This window comes from Acididesulfobacillus acetoxydans (genome assembly GCF_902729405.1).
Classification (GTDB): Bacteria; Bacillota; Desulfitobacteriia; order Desulfitobacteriales; family Desulfitobacteriaceae; genus Acididesulfobacillus; species Acididesulfobacillus acetoxydans.
Window position 1 is genome coordinate 4,189,834 of sequence record NZ_LR746496.1, and the last position, 15,749, is coordinate 4,205,582.

Genomic DNA, 15,749 nt, shown 5'->3' on the forward strand with positions numbered 1-15,749 from the left:
GAATGCTTCGCGCGGAAGCTCCCAGCTTCAGACGGCCTCAGACACGGGGGGCTGACAGGGTGACCAGCTCGTTTTCCTCAAAGCTCCGCGGCGCGGTCTTCCCCAGCAGCGCCCAGTACTCCATGGGGGACATCCCCCCTCCCGGACGCTTGCTGCCGAGGTTTTCCGGGGTAAAGACTTCTCCCGCCTCGATCCGGCACAGGGCCACCAGGGATTTGCGTGCCGCCGGACGGTTTTTCCGTTCCGAGGGAGCGGGGGTTTTCCGGGGTGAACCGAGCGCCTCCTCCAGGGCCCGGATGCCCTCCGCCAGGGTCTGAAGCTCCCGCGGCTCTAAAGAGGCTTTGTGATCCGGACCCGGCAGGGTGCGGTCTAAGGTAAAATGTTTCTCGATGACGACCGCCCCCAGGGCGACCGCTCCCAGCGCGACCGCGGTTCCCGCCGTGTGATCGGAAAGCCCGACAGGCAGGCCGAAAGCGTCTTTCAGTGTCAGCATAGCCTTAAGGTTCACATCACCGTAGGGAGCCGGATATTCCGTGGTGCAGTGGAGAAGCGTTACCCGCTCCCGCAGGACCCCCTGCCCCGCCGCCGAGGAGAAGGCCTCCTGAAAAGCCCCGCGGGCAGACTCCCCGGGATGTCCGGCCGGCTCCCCCCGCCCCAGATAGCCGTAAGCCAGGACCCCCAAAGCCTCCTCGACCTCCCCCAGCGTGCCCATTCCGGTCGAGAGGATGACGGGCCTGCCGGTCCGGGCCGCCGCGAGCAGCAACGGGCCGTTGGTCAGGTCGCCGGAGGAAATCTTGATCTGCCGGACACCCAGGTCTTGGACCAAGTAGCGGAGGCTCTCTTCTTCAAAAGGGGTGGAGAGGAATTCGATCCCCATCTTGCGGCAGTGCTCGAAGATGCTTAAGTGCTGTTCCGGGGTGAGCTCCAGCCGTTTGAGCATAGCCAGCTGGCTCTCACCGTCACGGATACTCGGCCGAGATCCGGAGGTTTGCCCCTCCGCGGGCAGCCGGACCGCCTCTCTGCCGGCAGATGCATTCTCAGCCGCCAAGGGGTTCAACCCTGCGGCGGCGTCATTGAAGGATTCGGACCTATTCCCCTCCGCGGCGGGATTAAATGATTCGGACGGAAGCCGTGCCCTTACCTGATAAGCGGCCTTCGGCGCCGTCGGGGCGGCCAAACTCCCGGCCTTAAAGCTCTGAAACTTCACTATGTCGGCGCCCGCCCGGGCCGCCGCTTCTACCAGCCGCAGGGCCAGGTCCGTGCTCCCGTTGTGGTTAACTCCGGCCTCCGCAATCATCATAACATGCCGCTCAGACATTTTTTTGTCCTTCTTTCCCCTCGTGCACCGGAAGGTCATAAAAACTTTTCCTGCACAGGCCCTCAAGGTCCGCCTCTTTCAGGATCTCCTTGATCCGGTGCGCGACCGGGTTCGGCCTTGCCGGCCGCGCCTCCGCAGCGGGCGGGCCCTGCCTCCTCTCCTGCGCCAGCTGCCTTACTCCCTGTGTCACCCCGTGCGCTGTCCCCTGTGTAATCTCATGCCTCAGGCCCGGTGTCGTCTTGGGCACGCTCTCCCGCCTTGCCTCTTCCGCCGCCTCCTGCGCTGTCCCCTGCGCCGGGTCCCGGGCCGTCTGCCGTGCGCTCTCCCGCACCCGCGCCTGAAAGTCCGCGGACAAAGCCTTCCTAATGGCTTGGACGATATCCTCTTCCCGCTCGGCGCAATCGATCACGGATGCGGGCCGGAGCCGCCCTTTCTGCCGGTCCCCCAGGTTGACGGCGGGTTTGCCCAAAGCGGGGACTTCGGTCAGCCCGCTGGAGGAATTCCCGATGACGACCTGACACCGGCTGACCGCGCTGAGATAGCGCGTCTGTCCCAGAGAGACGAAAGCCTTGGCCCGCTCGGGCTGCCGGGCCGCGTAACCGTCCATCATCTGCCCGATAACGCGCCCGTCCGTGTCCGAGTTCGGCTTCGTGAAGATGATCTTGGCTTCGGGAAAATGGTCAAGAGCGGCCAGAAGCTCCTCCATCGCCTGAGCCGAGCCGGTCCGTCCCAGAGTCGCCGGATGGTAGGTGACGAGGAAATTGACCTTGCCCAGCGGGAAATCGAGTTCCCGCTCCAGGCTCTCCCGGCTCAGAAGCTCCTGCGGCCGGATGTTGTCCGAGCCCACAGCCCCGACATTAAAGACCCGGGCCGGGTTCTCCCCCAACTGGATCACCCGCCGGCGGTAGGGCTCCGCCGCCACAAAGTGCAGGTGGGCCATTTTGGTAATCGCGTGGCGAATCGCTTCATCTGTCGCTCCCTCCGTCCTTTCGCCCCCGTGCAGGTGAGCCAGGGGAATGCGGGCGAAGAGAGCCGCCTGAGCCGCGGCCAATATCTCATAGCGATCTCCCAGGAGGACGACAATATCCGGTTGGAGGCGGGCGTAGCTCTCGGCCAGTCCCATCGTCCCGAGCCCCACTGACTTGGCGATGGCGGTGGGTGTATCGGCAGAGAGAAGCATCTCCACTTTGTCCGCAATCGCAAAGCCGTCCCGCTCAATCTCCCGGTAGGTGAGGCCGAATTCCGGTGAGAGATGCATTCCGGTCACCAAGAGCAGAAGCTCTAAATCCGGATCCGCCTGGATCTCCCGCAGGAGCGGGTACAACAAGCCGTATTCGGCCCGGGAGCCTGTCACCGCGCAAATCTTCCGCACCGGTTTATTCACCCTTCCTTTCTCTTCCCAATGAACCTGACGACCCCGGCAGACAGACTTTTGGGTCCGGTCCTGTCTGCCGCTCAGCCTTAATAGTACCTTGCCCGCCCGCCGGAAGCAACATGCGCCGGCCTTGCGGGATGCACCCTAGGGGGCGCCGCTCTCCCTCGGAGCCAACCGGGGCCACTCTTCCCTTTGAAGAACAGACAAACGAGCCGCCCCGCTCTCCGGCCGGCTCGTTTTCTCGTCTCCTCCCTTGCCGTCAACTTCACCCCGGGCAAACGCGCCCTGCCTGTCTGTCATAACCCTGACCTTCCCGGATGCCGGACTTGAACCGGGACGGGAGCGGCCGCACCGAAGCGGGGCGGAATCAGACGCGGCAAAACCCGGGCGCAATCTGCCGCACCCCGACCCGGGAGAAATCAGCCCCACCCGGATCCGCGCCTGACTGGGTATGCCGGGACCCGCTAGGCCCAGGCGTCAAACAGGATACCCACAGCATCTTTGACGTTGCCCAATAACTCCTGAAGGTTTTTGGGCGGGATGATCGCCAGCACTTTGCCCGTCTTTTGATCGATGACTTTGACCTGGATCTCGTCCAAGGCGCTGTCTTTCTCTTCGCTCACTTTGAACAGGAGGCGCTTCTCGATCAGACCCATGATCTGGTTCAGCTTTTGGGCCAGCTTTTCCGCTTCCCGGCGGGAGAGTTGCGTTTTGGCCCGCTCCTGCTCCGCCTTGGCCCCCTTGCCCTTACGGCCTGTCACCGGCAGGCGTTTCTCCGGTGAGAGGACCTTGGCCTCCTCACTGGCGGGATTGGCCAAGGGAAAGACCTGCCCCTGCTCCTGCTGCTGCAGGAGCTGCTGCTGGGGGGATTGAACCGGCGGCAAGCCGTCAATCGGCATCCTCATCCACTCCTTTTCATCCACTCGTGAGACTCCCACTTGTACAAGTGGGGGTGGTTCCCCGCACTCCGGGTTTGGGGCTGAACCAAGCGGAGACCCGCCTTCCTCCTATTGCATGTAGTCGGCCAGGGAAGGCTGAATGTAGCGGGCGCCGACGGAGAGGGCCGCCTGGTAGACGTTCTGGGCGTTGGTCAGCTGGGTGATCACGGTGGCCACATCCGCATCCTGCACGGTGGAGAGGTTCTGGCTCAGATTAGTGGAGCTTTGCTGCAAGTTTTTCTGAACCGTTTGCACCCTGTCGGTTAAGGCCCCGAGTTCCGCTTCTTTGGCCGTAAAACTCTGCACTTGGTTGTCGATATTCTGCAGATCGTTCTGCAGGCCGCTCAGGTTGTTGCTCTTCAAGTCGCCGACGAAACCGGACAGGACATTGAAGATGCTGCCCGTTCCTTGAAACAAGCCGGTAAAATCCGCATTGATCGGAATCTGTTCGCCCTTGCCCACCTCAATATTGACCAGGCCCGCGTTCCCGGTCCAGTTTGCCCCACCCTGCCAAGGCTGGGAACTGGAGGTTCCGGAAAAGATGTACATATCTCCGACCTGGGTATTGGCCAGGGAGCCCACTTCCTGCTGGATCTGCTGCACTTCGTCGGCCGTCGTCGCCCTGTCCGCCGCCGTAAAGGTGCCGTTGTTCACTTCTACGGCCAAAGTTCTGGCCCGTTGCAGCATCTGCATCATATTTTGCAAGGTGTCGTTGGTGGTCTGCAGAACGGAAAGCCCCTGCGAGGCGTTCGCCTGCCATTGTGAGTTGTCACTCAGAGCCCCTTTGAGTCCGAGGGTGAGCTGAGTGCCCACGGGATCGTCGGCAGGCTGATTGATCTTTTTGCCTGAAGCCAGCTGGTTCTGATACTTCTGGACGGTGGTCTGTACGGCTTCCAGGTTGCTCAGAAGGTTTTGGCTCATCATGATGTTGGTTATGCGCATGAAAACCCTCCTCTCTTAGCGGGTGATACCCATACCGGTGACAAGGGTGTTGAGCATGTCATCCATCATGGTCACGACCCTGGCCGCGGCGGTGTAACTTTTCTGGTAAGTGATCATGTTCGTCATTTCCTGATCGAGGGACACCCCGGAGACGGACTGCCGCTGGTTGGAAAGGCTGTTCACCAAGGTCTGCTGGTTGGTCTCCATGTTGTTGGCTTGCTGCCCGTCCACGCCAATCCCCGAAACCAGGGCTCCGTAATAGTCGGATACGGAAACCGCCGCAAACACGGGATTGCCGGAGTTCGCGGCGGCCCCTCCGGGGAGCACCGGCGTATTACCGGCAAACTGAAGCGGCGACCAGCTGTTTTGCAGATCCGCGATGCTTTGGGCGTTGGCGCCGTTGGACTGGATGTCGGACGGGGCTACCGTGATCGTGCCGGCCGCGGAATGCCCCGGGGCGACGGAAGAAGCGGGAGGAGCGGGGGGAACGGTCTGCAGGCCGGCGATCTGCCAGAGATTGCTGGTGTCGCCCGTGCCGAAGGAGATACTTTGAGGCGAAGGAGGGGTGGTTGTGTCGGTCGTATTATTGATCGTAACCTGATTGCCTGAAATCGTGTACGTAAAGGCCCCGGGAACCTGTTTTTGCAGCGCGTTGAGGACCGACGCCAAAGTCTCCCCGGCCGTGACATTGACGGAATAGGCGGTCGTGCCCACTTGCAGGGAGGCCGTTCCGGCGGTGATCTCCCCGCCCGAGGGGTCCGCGGCCGCGATCTTGTTCGGATCATGGAGAATGCTGCCGTTGACCTGCAGGCTGGCCGCCGCCCCCTGGGAGGAGTATTGGGAAGAGGCGGCTGTATTGTAAGTAAAGAACGATTGCCCGCTGCCGCCTGCCTGGCCATACATGTCGATCCCCTGATTTTGCAGTTGGTTGACCGCGTCCGCAATTCCCTGGGCCATGTCGTCGTATTTCTTCTGCAGTCCCGCCAGTTTGGTCAGATTATCCAGATTTCCCTTGATACTGCCGGTATCGCCGCCGGATCCGTCTCCCGAGCCGACAGCCGCATTCACGGCCGGCTGGGCAGGACCGCCGGGGGTCGTAACCGAGGCCCAGCTCACATCCTGGGCAAGCACCGGCTTTCCGCCCGTCCAGTTGACGTCGGCGTTAGCCGCGGGATTGAAAGCCAACGTGTTATAGTTGGCCCCGTTGACCAGGTCCTTACCCCCGATCTGCACTTCATAATGGGTCACCGCGCCCTGCTGAGTCTGAACCACGCTCACTTGGTAATACTGTGAGAGTTGGTCGACCAAGGCGTCCCGCCGGTCCAAGAGGTCATTGGGATTGCTGCCTCCGGCCTCGGCTTTGTTGATTTGGACATTCAGCTGGCTAACCTGCTCGGCGATGGAATTGACCTGGGCCACTCCCGTGCTCACCGCGGACTCATAGCTCGTCTGCAGAGCCGAGATCTGGGAACTCATCTGGTTGAACATTTCCGCCAAGGTGACGGATTGCTGCTGGACAGTCGTCCTGGCCGCGCTGTTTTGGGCATTGTTCGCCAGGGTAGACCAGTCGGACCAGAAAGTATTGAGGGTACTGGCAAGGCTGCTGTCGGAAGGCTCGTTCATGATGCCCTGGATCTTGTTCAGTCCATCCTGTTGCTGGGTCCAATAGGAAAGCAAAGAATTCTGATTGCGGTATTGGGCATCGACAAAAGCGTCTCTGGCCCGGGTCACTGAGCCGATGTTGACCCCCTCGCCCAGGGTGAGGTAGTGACCCGCGGAGGGAAAGGTATAGGGAGTGGCCGCCACGAAATTCGGCAGCTCCCGGGTATAGGCGGCATTTGAGGCATTCGCAATATTGTGTCCGGTGACATCCACTGCGGCCTGTTGCGCCGCCAGAGCATTGGCGGCAATTTGCAAACCGAAAAACGTTGAAGGCATAGGCCATCCTCCTCAAACAGGGTTCAAGTCCGCGTCCTTTGGCCATTTACGGCTTGCGGCAGTTTCGGCCTCCCGGCCCTCGCGGCGTCTCCCCGTATTTCCATCTATATATGTCCGGCGTCAGGCGCGGTCGTTTCCTTCTTAACCCGCCTTGGCCGCGATTTTTTTCTTCGACGGTCATTGCCAATTGAACGATATTTGGTCGTGGTATCTTTTTGCACAGGGTATTGACTCCGCGGGCGGCGCCTCCCCGGGCGAGCCGGGTTTTCCCTAGCGTACGGCGTCAACGTGGTGGGGATGACTGCCAAAAATGCGGCGGACTAAGTCGTTGGCCTTTTGCGTTTCCCGATAACTCTGCAGCGTCTTTTTCACTCTGATCTTCTCGAGCAGCTTGACCGCCACTCTCTCTTGCCCGCAGGCCAAGGCCTCGATGACATAATGCCCGCTCTGGATCACTCTCCTGAGCTCTTCTTCGATCTTTTCTCTTCCTTGCTGAATTTCCGCCCTCCCGTTTAGTTCGGGCGAGGTCCTGAGCATCTGCCGGAGCATCCCTTCTTTGTGCCGCAGGCGGCTGAGAAGCTCCTCCCGCTCGGCCACGAGGGCGGCAAAATCCCCGGGTTTGGCGCCCGGCGCGCCCTCCGGACCGCGAGCCCGGGACCCGTCCGTCAAAAGTCTTTGCTGGGCTGCCGAGATTTCTCGCAAGTTCTTAAGCACGGCGAGAATCTCTTCTGTTAGTCTCACCGCGGCGGACACCGTTTCGCTCTCTTCTTTCATCCCGTCATTCCCTCTCTCTGCCGCAATTTTCGCCTGAAGATCCCACTTTGGCAAGACGGTTCAGAACTGCTCCCGAGACCTCTCCGCTCGGTCGGGGAGACGCTCCGATTCACTGAGGACTTCTCCGCTGCACGAAGGACCCCTCCGATCCACCGGGGCTGCTCTCCGTTGCGCGGGGATCTCTCAGATTCACCGGGGACCTCTCCGATCCGCGGGACGCCTCCGAGCGGCCCGAGGACTCTCCCCTAGTTCAGAGTGCTCTTAACCTGCTCCAGCCTCATCTGCCGCCGGAAGAGAACGACAAAGGCAAACCAGCGTTCCAGCCAAGGCATGGCTTCATATTCCAGGATGTCCGCTAATTGTACGAAATCTTCGTTTTCCCAGGCGGCCAGAAGAGGCCTGACAACCCCCTGCCCCACCGTGTTTATGTCGGCCACGTCGGAATCCGCTGGGCCCAGGGCACTGAGGTTAGCCAAGACTGAGAGATTCCATTGCAGGCCCCGGACGGTTTCGGCAAATCTCTTGGCACCCGCTTCCCGTTCACCCGTCCTCCACCAATCCACGGTCTGCTTCCAGGCGGAATAGAGACGCGGCAGGTATTCATGGACCGAGTCCATCGTGTTTTCCAGCAGTTGGTCCAGGCTGCAGGTGACGATCTCGACCGGCGTACCCGGAGAGGGTCTGAGTTCACCTGTCAGGAGGTCGCTCAAGTTGACTTCCAGGCCTTCGCAGGAGACGCTTTGCACGTAACGCTCATCTGTCCGCAACAAGGCCAATTCCTGGCGCAGCTCCTCGCTTTCCGCCTGAGCGTAATGCACTTGTCCGTCGATGATCAAACGCATTCCCGCCCCTCCTTCGCCGCCAGCACTTTCTGCTCCGCTTGCTGAAATGAATTGCGCAGCTCGGTAACCATGCCGGTAATCTCCGCGAGGGGTTGAAGGGTCTTGGTCCGGTTGGCCTCAATCAGTTTTTCATAGAAAAACGTATAAAGACTGTGCAGGGAGTCCGCCAGTTCGGGCGCGATTTCCCGTTTCAGAGTGGAGCGCAGCTCCAAGACGATCTCTTGGGCCCGGATCAGTGCTCTGTGGGCTTGTTCGTATTGCCGGTCTTTGAGGGCCAGGCCGGCTTCGCTCATGAAGCGGAGCAACCCGTCATAAAGCATGACCAAGAGGCGTTCGGGGGTCGCCGTATTCACGCTGGCTTGTTTGTAAGGATTTGGGGTACTCACCGTCGGTCATCTCCTTCAAAACGCTCTCCATACTCGCTAAGGCGTCCCGGTGCATCGGCAGCGAATCGCGCGCCAGATCCCGCAAGCTTAGGATTAAATTGTAAGTCTGCCTGGCTGAGAGCTTCAGTTTTTCCCCGTCGCTGTGCTCTTCTCTCTGCCGCCGGATGGAGTCCGCCATTTTTATATCCGTATAAACCGCTTTGTAAGAATGCGCATCCAAGAAGCTCAGGGCTAAGCTGAGCTCATTCAATTTCAATTGTGCCCGGCTGAGATAGGTCAGGAAAGCGTCGGTTTGGGAATAATCCCCGTCTTCCAGTTGTTGCAGATATTTCTTGCCGGCCGCGGCCAAAGCGTTCCACAAACGCCAGGCCGTTTTCATCTCCCGGTAGGACCGGCGCAGGTTCCGCTCGACCTTGGCCATTTGCCGGGGTTCGACCCGCCTGGGCTTGAGCCTGTTTTTCCAAGCCGTCACAGGCTGCCATACTCGGCAGTCTTCATCCAAAACGGCACGCAAGGTCTTGATTTCGAATCCTTCGCGGACCGCGCCCCCTTCCGTGGCATTGATGTAGCGGCGCTCTTGCGGGGCCGCGTTGTCGTGCAGCCAGCGCAGGTAGTAGCGGTAATCCGCGGTCGTCATTACCGTGTTGCCCTCAATATCCCGGACGGGATAAAGCGGCCGTTCGCTTTGGACCTCCGCCAGGGTTCGCTCCGCGTGCAAGGCCCCCCGGGCGTAACAGGCCCCGTTCGGATAGGATAAATCCACCCCCGCGAGAATCACAGGATCCGCGCCGATATGCCTGGCAAAGCTGAAGGCCGCCGTCGCCACCGATCCTCCGGTGGGCAGGGAGGTATAACCGTCTTCTCCGCCCAGGATCCTCCGCCACCAAGCGAGATGATAGCCGGAAGCGGATAAGACGACTTTCGGACTGCGGTGACCGTGCCGGCTCAGGATCTCCCAGTGGCTCGATACGTCCAGCAGAAGAGGAACCTCTTTATAATCCGTTTCCCGCATGTGTTCCGCATTCATCGGACTCCCATCCAGAGTGACCAGAAGATCGGGCACGATGCCCCTTTGGGCCAGGGAACGGTAAGCTGTGTCCACACAGAGGATAAGCGCCCGGCCCTTGGCTTCCGCCAAAAGTTCAATATTCTTGTTCAGAGACGGGCCCGCCCCGACGATGATCGCCGGCCGCCCCCGCCAGGTTTCCGCCAGAGAATCGAGCGAAACCGCCTGCATGAGATAAGGAATGTTGCAGACAAAATTGTGCATCCACCACTGTTCGAACGCCCCCGTGGTATGGTGGTCCAACAGGGCGGTCGTGTAGGCCAGGCGCAGGAAACTTCGGAAATCTTGGCAGAACTCCCCCTGCAGCTCTTCCTCTACCGGGTGCACGAACCAGGTGAAGGTGGGTATCTCGTAGATGTCCGCCTGGATCACCCGCTGAAGCGCGCTTCTCAAGGTGTCCCGGGCGAAGTCCAAGAAGAGGTAAAAGCGTTCATCCGCCAGGAGAGCCCGCACATCCCTCGTGGACAAAACCAGGCGCAGATATTCCGGGTGCTGAGAAAACAGCAGCAGCCTCCGCTCCCGGTTGTCGTCCGAGGGCAGGGCCTCCAGAATACTCTCGAGATGGTACAGCCCCGCTTCACCGACGACGAAGACCAGCTTCGCCTCCGCCAAGGACAGCCCCTCCCTTTGCCGGTCGGCTTCCGCCCGGGGGTTATAGCCGCTCGTTATATTCACCCAGCGCCCGTTCCGGAGGGCTTGGTAAACAGTCGCCCCCTGACGGCTGACTTGGGCCCGGCGCTCTTCCGGCTCCCCGGCTTCCCGAATAAGCCCGGCGGCCTTGGGAAAGCGTCGCTCTAAAGCTTCAAGATTGACTGCCAGAAAATCCAACTTTCATCTACCCCTTTTGAGTGCGGCGTACCCTGCCAATGAAATATTCGAAGGCGTCGGGGGTGAGGCCTGCCCTGGGATCCGGCTCGAGGCTAGTACCCTTTCAGGGAACCGAGCATGGCCGCCAGAGCGTTCTGCTGGGCCGCCATCTGCTGCTGGAACTGCTGCAGCTGATTGAACTGGGTCTGCATCTGCTGGGCCTCAGCCGCGGCCTGATCATAGATCTGCTGCTGTTGCTGCTCCGTGTTCTTGATGTTATCGGCGTACATATTTTCCATGTTCTGTGCTATCCCCGAAATGTTCTGACTGTAGAGGCTGTTGGGCGTCAAGGTGTTGAACTGCCCCGTCAGGTTGGTCAGATCCGTGTTCAAGCGGGTAGCCATCCCGGTGAGGAGAGACTGAACTTCTGAGGGATCATTGGCAAAGGCCGCCGTCAAAGCGCCGCTGTCGACCTGAAGAGAGTTCGTGGTTCCGGGAGCGGAGCCGATGGCTCCGTTGTTGATACCGATGCCCCATACTGACTGCTGGGCAAACTGAGTCATGTCAGGCACCGTATTGAGCACGTCATTCATGTATTGAAAACCCAGTTGGGCGATGGCCACATCCCCCTGGAGATCCCCGCCTTTACCCGTGTAAGTGTTCAGTTGGCCGTACAGGGTGTTAAAATCTCCCACAAAAGTATTGACGGCCTTGGTCAGCGCGCTTGTGTCCTGAGCCACCGTCAAGGTGGCCGAACCGGTCTGATTCATGGTAAAACTCACTCCCGGTATGGCGTTGCTCACCGTGGCGGAGGCGCTGGTCTGCGCGGGTCCGTTATTGATTTGATATATCCAGGGCTGCCCGGCCCCCGCCACCCCTGAGGTGAGGCCGAGCACTTGGCCCAGGTTGCCGCTGACATCGCTGACCGAAACCGGCTGGGAGGTGTTGGAGGTCAGGATCATCTTGTCCTGAAGCGGATCATAACCGGCCGTCACTCCGGCGGTTGAAGCATTAATTTGATTGATCACAGACTGCAAGGTATCCGTGCCGGTGTCGTAAGTGATGTCCACTCCGTTAATCCGCAGGTCTCCGGAGGTCGTGGAGGTCAAGCTCGAGCTGAAATTTGCGGAAGTCAAATATGAGTTAAGTTGGGCGTGCCCCACGAGCGAGCTTTTTGCCGATGTGCCCGTCCCCGCCAGTACCTGACCGGTGAGACCCAGAACCTGAAAGAGGTTGCTTGAGTCCCCGGCGGTGCCGAACGTGATATTCTGCGCTGTGTTGCTGCTGATGCTGAGTTGGTTATTATTCATGCTCCAGCTGACCTGAGAACCGTTGGCGCCGAACAGGGCCGTCAGGATGGAATCAATCGAGTCGCTGCCGGTTACGGTGTGCGAGACGGTCGTGCCGCCGATGGTCGCCGAAATCGTTCCCAAAGAAATCGGCTGAGCGAACTCGTTGGCGTTCATTGGATCCGTGAGGGCGGCCGCCTTCCCGATCTCTGCCCCGCTGGTGAGGGTGGCCTTGCTTCCTTGTTGAGTTACATTGATCGCGTAAGTGCCGGCCGTTGCCCCGCCGGCAGCGGCAGCCGAGATGGCCGAAGTATCCGTGCCGCCAATCGTCGTGGTAAAGGAATTAAAAGTATTGGCCGAAGCCAGAGTGACCAAATCATTCTGCACGGCCGTCGCCAATTTCGCCACGTTGCTCCAGTCATTTTGCTTCAGCTGCTCGTTCTGAATCGTGGCGTTCAGGGCATCGCCCGGAGCCCGGTTGGCCTGGGTCAGTTGTTCGATGATTTGAGAGTAATCAATCGTCCCGGTCATCGTGGAGACGGATTGCATTCCCCCCAGATTCAGTACCGTTGAAGACATCCTATCGCCCCCTTCTTCCGGCGCCGCACTCGACGTTCAACACGCCGACGTCGATTCTTCCCGCGCCTGTACGGGCCGTGCGCTGAATCTCCACAGGGTTGAAGCCAAGAGTATACGGCTGTGTCCTTTGGTCTGTGTCGCAGCGCGGGGTCATAATGTCCGGCCCGGGCCTTGAGTCACCCGCCTCCTGACCGGAATTCCCCGTCAGGCTGGAATTCACCGGGTGTCCCTTGCGCAAAGGCTTGAATCCTGCGTGTTATCGTAGTGGTATCCTAAAAGAGGTTGCCGGAGCAGCCTCTTTTAGTCCCACTCAGTACCGGGCGAATCTGATCCGCGCCGGCCGTTTGCTATGTGCTTAGCCGAGAAGCTTCAAGACCATGCCGGGCATCTGGTTGGCCTGGGCCAGCATGGAAATTCCGGCGTTCACGAGGATCTGCGATTTGGTGAAGTTGGTCATGGCTGAGGCCATGTTGGTATCCATGATGCGGGATTGAGCCGTAGAGAGGTTGTTGCTCTCTGTGCCCAGGTTAGTCACCGCAAAATTCAGGCGGTCTTCCACGGCGCCGACGTTGGCGCGGAACTGTGACACATTGGAGAGGGCTTTGTCTAAAACCCCTATTAATGCGGAGGCCTGAGCGATGCCCGAAAGTCCGGACGCACCTAGGGCGGTCACGCCAGACCCCGTTATCCCAAGGGCGGTAGCCCGAAGGTTGGCATTAGCTGCAGCCAAAGTAATGCGTTGGCCTTTGTTGGCGCCGACCTGGAACTGTATCTTTCCCGATGCGCCCGCCAAACCGGTCAAGAGGGTCTGAGTATTGAACTGGGTGGTGGTTGCGGTGCGGCTGATCTCCGAGCGCAGCTGCTGAAGCTCTGTCACGATTTGGGTGCGATCCGAGCCCGTCTCCGTACCGTTTGAGGATTCGATGGCCAGCTGGCGCATGCGGCCCAACATGCTCTGAATGCTGCTGATGCCACCCTCCATGGTCTGCAGCATGGACAGTCCGTCCTGCGCGTTCTGACCGGCTTGATTCAAGCCTGTCACCTGGTTGTTCATTTTGTTGGCGATAGCCAAACCGGCTGCATCGTCCGCGGCGCTGTTAATTTTGTAGCCTGAGGACAATTGATTGGAGACGTTCGACATCTTGGTCTGGTTGTTCTGCAAGTTGAAAAGAACATTCAGAGCCGTGACGTTGGTGTTGATCGAAAAACTCATTGATTTTTTTCCTCCTTCTCTTTTGCTACTTTCTGAACAAGAGATGATTAACAATTACCCGGGCGAAATTGTCAACATCTTTGATTCTATTATTCTTATCGACGAGTTTCAGCCCAAACTTAAGCGAAATCTCCAAGGTAAATTTGTTCCGGTGGGTATCTCACACACGACTTTTGAATCAAGCCTATTGCCAAACGCCAGACCCATGTGTCAATATGAATAGGGCCCCAACTCAATCTCTTCACGGATAAACTGCCGCCCAGAATATTAGCCGGTGGCTGACACTTTCGTTATGTATCTCGGGAAAGGAATTTTAAAGATGACCAGGCTTACGCTTCCTCAACTGAATATTGGCGTTCTCAAATCTCGCGGTGTCATTGCCCCACATATAATGGACCGCTTCATCCACGCCCTGCGCGAAGCAAACCAAAGGATATTTGTGGTAGACAGCCCGAAGGACCTTGCGGATCTCGTGAACTTTTATCCCGATTTCGCTCTCGCCTACGGCAGCTCCGGTTTCGTTCCCCTCGCGGAAAGCTTCCTTTTCCGCTCGGCTAAGATACCCCTGGTGTCCCTATACTTTGACAACCCGTTCTTTCTCATGTCAGAGAGTATCATACGGGAGATCCGCAATTTTCCGGAATACTATTACACCCTCATTTGGGACAGCCGTCTCCTGGGTATCGCTCACGACCTGAAAATCCCCCACGTGTTTCCCATCGCGCTGGCAGCCGACCCGAACCTTTTTTACCCCTCGGCCGGGTCAACTCTCGTGAGTTCCCTGGCTTTCGTCGGAGGGATAACGGGCACCGCTCCGAACCTCGGAAATTCTACGTCAAGCCAATTTCTGCGAGAAGTCCTGCGAATGAAGCTTAAGCAACTGGCTCTTCCCACCTTGTCGATCTGTGAAGAGCTGTTTGACAGGCCCGAATATCGGGGGATTCAGGAGCTTTACCGCAATGAACCGATGAGATTCTGGCATGAGGTCTATTTGCCGCTCCACACTGCCGGCAGCTCTCTGACGCGCCGTTTTGTTCTCGATAGCCTTCGGAGATTCCCGCTTGACCTTTATGGTCCAGGAAAATGGAGCTCCGATAACCTGACCTTTCACCCTCCCGTACCTTATGGCTTTGAGCTTGCCGAGGTGTACCAAAAACATGCCATCAACCTCAATATATCCTCCCTCCAATTGGAGACCTCTGTGAACAACAGAATCTTCGATATCCCCGCAGCCGGGGGTTTTCTCCTGACAGATTATAAAGACGATTTGACAGAGATCTTCCCGGATCACTGGAGAGAAATAACCTACAAAAATCCCGCCGAGTTGGAAAAGCGAAGTGAGTACTATCTAAGCCGGGAAAAGGAACGCCGGGAAATTTCCGCCGATTTACGCGACATAATCCTGACGCAACACACTTATTTACACCGGGCCAAACAAATTCTTGAGACCGTGTTTTCCCGGATTGAGGCCAACTTACCGGTGAACAGGCAGATACGGGAAATGCTTAGGGCAGAAGCATCCGCACCTGAAAGTAAACCGGAAAAAGCAAAGTATGAGGGGGCCTTCAACCTCTGCTTGGCAGAAATCGTCCCCCCCGGTTGCCATGTGGTCCTGGAAACGGGCTGTGCCGATGGTCTATTGGGACAGTATCTGCTGCAAGAGGGGCTTGTCGGGCAGGTGTTTGCCATCGAACTCAGCGAAAAGTTAGCCGCCCAGGCTTCCCAACGCCTGAGTAAGGTTTTTCAAGGTGACGCCGAGAATCTCACCCTCCCATTGGAGCCGAATTCTATAGATTGTTTGATCTATGGTGATTCGCTGGAACACATGAAAGATCCTTACAAATTGCTGAGTTATCACTTAACACTTTTGAAACCCGGCGGCTTTATCGTAGGGAGTATCCCCAATATCCAAAACCTCTTTGTGATCGAAAACTTGTTACATGGAAACTGGACTTATACGGAGTGGGGGTTGCTGGACAATACCCACTTGCGTTTTTTTACGCGAAAAGAGTTGCTTAAATGGCTTGAAAAAGCTGGGCTCGTGCTTGAACACCTTGAACGCTCACCGCGGGACACCCAATGGTTTAAGAAAATGCATCAAGAAGCTGATCTAGACCAAGAAGTACTTAAGCGTTACGAATTTTTATACGATAAAGCGGTTAAGGGGTTGGACATAACCCGAGACCTGCGGGATTGGTATAAGCTCCACGACCTGTCTTCCGAAGAGGCACTGGATTTTGTTACCGCGCAATTTTATTTTCGTGCCAAGAAACCTTAGCATT

At 58.2% G+C, this 15,749-nt stretch carries 13 protein-coding genes; 1 reads left to right on the plus strand and 12 read right to left on the minus strand.

Features of this window, described 5'->3' with window-relative positions; translation table 11 throughout:
• Positions 1-37: 37 nt before the first annotated feature.
• The 12 genes from MNU25_RS18575 to MNU25_RS18635 form a co-directional block, all read right to left on the minus strand.
• Positions 38-1,318, minus strand: coding sequence for an N-acetylneuraminate synthase family protein (locus tag MNU25_RS18575; RefSeq protein WP_277350701.1), 1,281 nt, complete (start codon positions 1,316-1,318; stop codon positions 38-40).
• Entirely contained in the window at positions 1,311-2,702 is a 1,392-nt protein-coding gene (gene neuC, locus MNU25_RS18585; RefSeq protein ID WP_240986430.1) for a UDP-N-acetylglucosamine 2-epimerase, read from the minus strand. The genes MNU25_RS18575 and neuC overlap by 8 nt, the downstream gene beginning before the upstream one ends.
• Before the next feature lie 135 nt (positions 2,703-2,837).
• Positions 2,838-2,993: a hypothetical protein gene (locus tag MNU25_RS18590; protein ID WP_240986431.1), complete on the minus strand. Its 156-nt coding sequence runs from the start codon at positions 2,991-2,993 to the stop codon at positions 2,838-2,840.
• 164 nt (positions 2,994-3,157) lie between these two features.
• Positions 3,158-3,616: a flagellar protein FlaG gene (locus MNU25_RS18595; RefSeq protein WP_240986432.1), complete on the minus strand. Its 459-nt coding sequence runs from the start codon at positions 3,614-3,616 to the stop codon at positions 3,158-3,160.
• 84 nt (positions 3,617-3,700) lie between these two features.
• On the minus strand, positions 3,701-4,573 hold the full coding sequence (gene flgL / locus MNU25_RS18600; RefSeq protein WP_240986433.1) for a flagellar hook-associated protein FlgL: 873 nt from the start codon (positions 4,571-4,573) through the stop codon (positions 3,701-3,703).
• 15 nt (positions 4,574-4,588) lie between these two features.
• On the minus strand, positions 4,589-6,511 hold the full coding sequence (gene flgK / locus MNU25_RS18605) for a flagellar hook-associated protein FlgK (RefSeq protein ID WP_240986434.1): 1,923 nt from the start codon (positions 6,509-6,511) through the stop codon (positions 4,589-4,591).
• Positions 6,512-6,781: 270 nt separating this feature from the next.
• Positions 6,782-7,339, minus strand: coding sequence for a hypothetical protein (locus MNU25_RS18610; RefSeq protein ID WP_240986435.1), 558 nt, complete (start codon positions 7,337-7,339; stop codon positions 6,782-6,784).
• Between the two features lie 191 nt (positions 7,340-7,530).
• Positions 7,531-8,127, minus strand: a complete 597-nt coding sequence (locus MNU25_RS18615; RefSeq protein ID WP_240986436.1) for a hypothetical protein — start codon at positions 8,125-8,127, stop codon at positions 7,531-7,533.
• Complete coding sequence (gene fliS / locus MNU25_RS18620; protein ID WP_240986437.1) at positions 8,118-8,513, minus strand: flagellar export chaperone FliS; 396 nt, start codon at positions 8,511-8,513, stop codon at positions 8,118-8,120. Before fliS ends, MNU25_RS18615 begins: the two co-directional genes overlap by 10 nt.
• Positions 8,437-10,407: a motility associated factor glycosyltransferase family protein gene (locus MNU25_RS18625; RefSeq protein WP_240986438.1), complete on the minus strand. Its 1,971-nt coding sequence runs from the start codon at positions 10,405-10,407 to the stop codon at positions 8,437-8,439. The genes fliS and MNU25_RS18625 overlap by 77 nt, the downstream gene beginning before the upstream one ends.
• 92 nt (positions 10,408-10,499) lie before the next feature.
• Positions 10,500-12,254: a flagellar filament capping protein FliD gene (gene fliD, locus MNU25_RS18630; RefSeq protein WP_240986439.1), complete on the minus strand. Its 1,755-nt coding sequence runs from the start codon at positions 12,252-12,254 to the stop codon at positions 10,500-10,502.
• Between the two features lie 355 nt (positions 12,255-12,609).
• Positions 12,610-13,467 (minus strand): flagellin N-terminal helical domain-containing protein, encoded by an 858-nt coding sequence (locus tag MNU25_RS18635; RefSeq protein ID WP_240986440.1) that lies wholly within the window; start codon positions 13,465-13,467, stop codon positions 12,610-12,612.
• Between the two features lie 319 nt (positions 13,468-13,786).
• Here MNU25_RS18635 and MNU25_RS18640 point away from each other — a divergent pair, with 319 nt between their 5' ends.
• Positions 13,787-15,745 carry a glycosyltransferase family protein gene (locus MNU25_RS18640; protein WP_240986441.1) on the plus strand — a complete coding sequence of 653 codons (1,959 nt, stop codon included), beginning with the start codon at positions 13,787-13,789 and terminating at the stop codon, positions 15,743-15,745.
• Positions 15,746-15,749 lie beyond the last annotated feature (4 nt).

Excerpts from the sequence above, each read along its gene's own strand:
- MNU25_RS18575 (WP_277350701.1), bottom strand. The coding sequence starts at position 1,318 with ATGTCTGAGCGGCATGTTATGATGATTGCGGAGGCCGGAGTTAACCAC.
- MNU25_RS18590 (WP_240986431.1), bottom strand. The coding sequence starts at position 2,993 with ATGACAGACAGGCAGGGCGCGTTTGCCCGGGGTGAAGTTGACGGCAAG.
- flgL (WP_240986433.1), bottom strand. The coding sequence starts at position 4,573 with ATGCGCATAACCAACATCATGATGAGCCAAAACCTTCTGAGCAACCTG.
- flgK (WP_240986434.1), bottom strand. The coding sequence starts at position 6,511 with ATGCCTTCAACGTTTTTCGGTTTGCAAATTGCCGCCAATGCTCTGGCG.
- MNU25_RS18615 (WP_240986436.1), bottom strand. The coding sequence starts at position 8,127 with ATGCGTTTGATCATCGACGGACAAGTGCATTACGCTCAGGCGGAAAGC.
- fliD (WP_240986439.1), bottom strand. The coding sequence starts at position 12,254 with ATGTCTTCAACGGTACTGAATCTGGGGGGAATGCAATCCGTCTCCACG.
- MNU25_RS18635 (WP_240986440.1), bottom strand. The coding sequence starts at position 13,467 with ATGAGTTTTTCGATCAACACCAACGTCACGGCTCTGAATGTTCTTTTC.
- MNU25_RS18640 (WP_240986441.1), top strand. The coding sequence starts at position 13,787 with ATGACCAGGCTTACGCTTCCTCAACTGAATATTGGCGTTCTCAAATCT.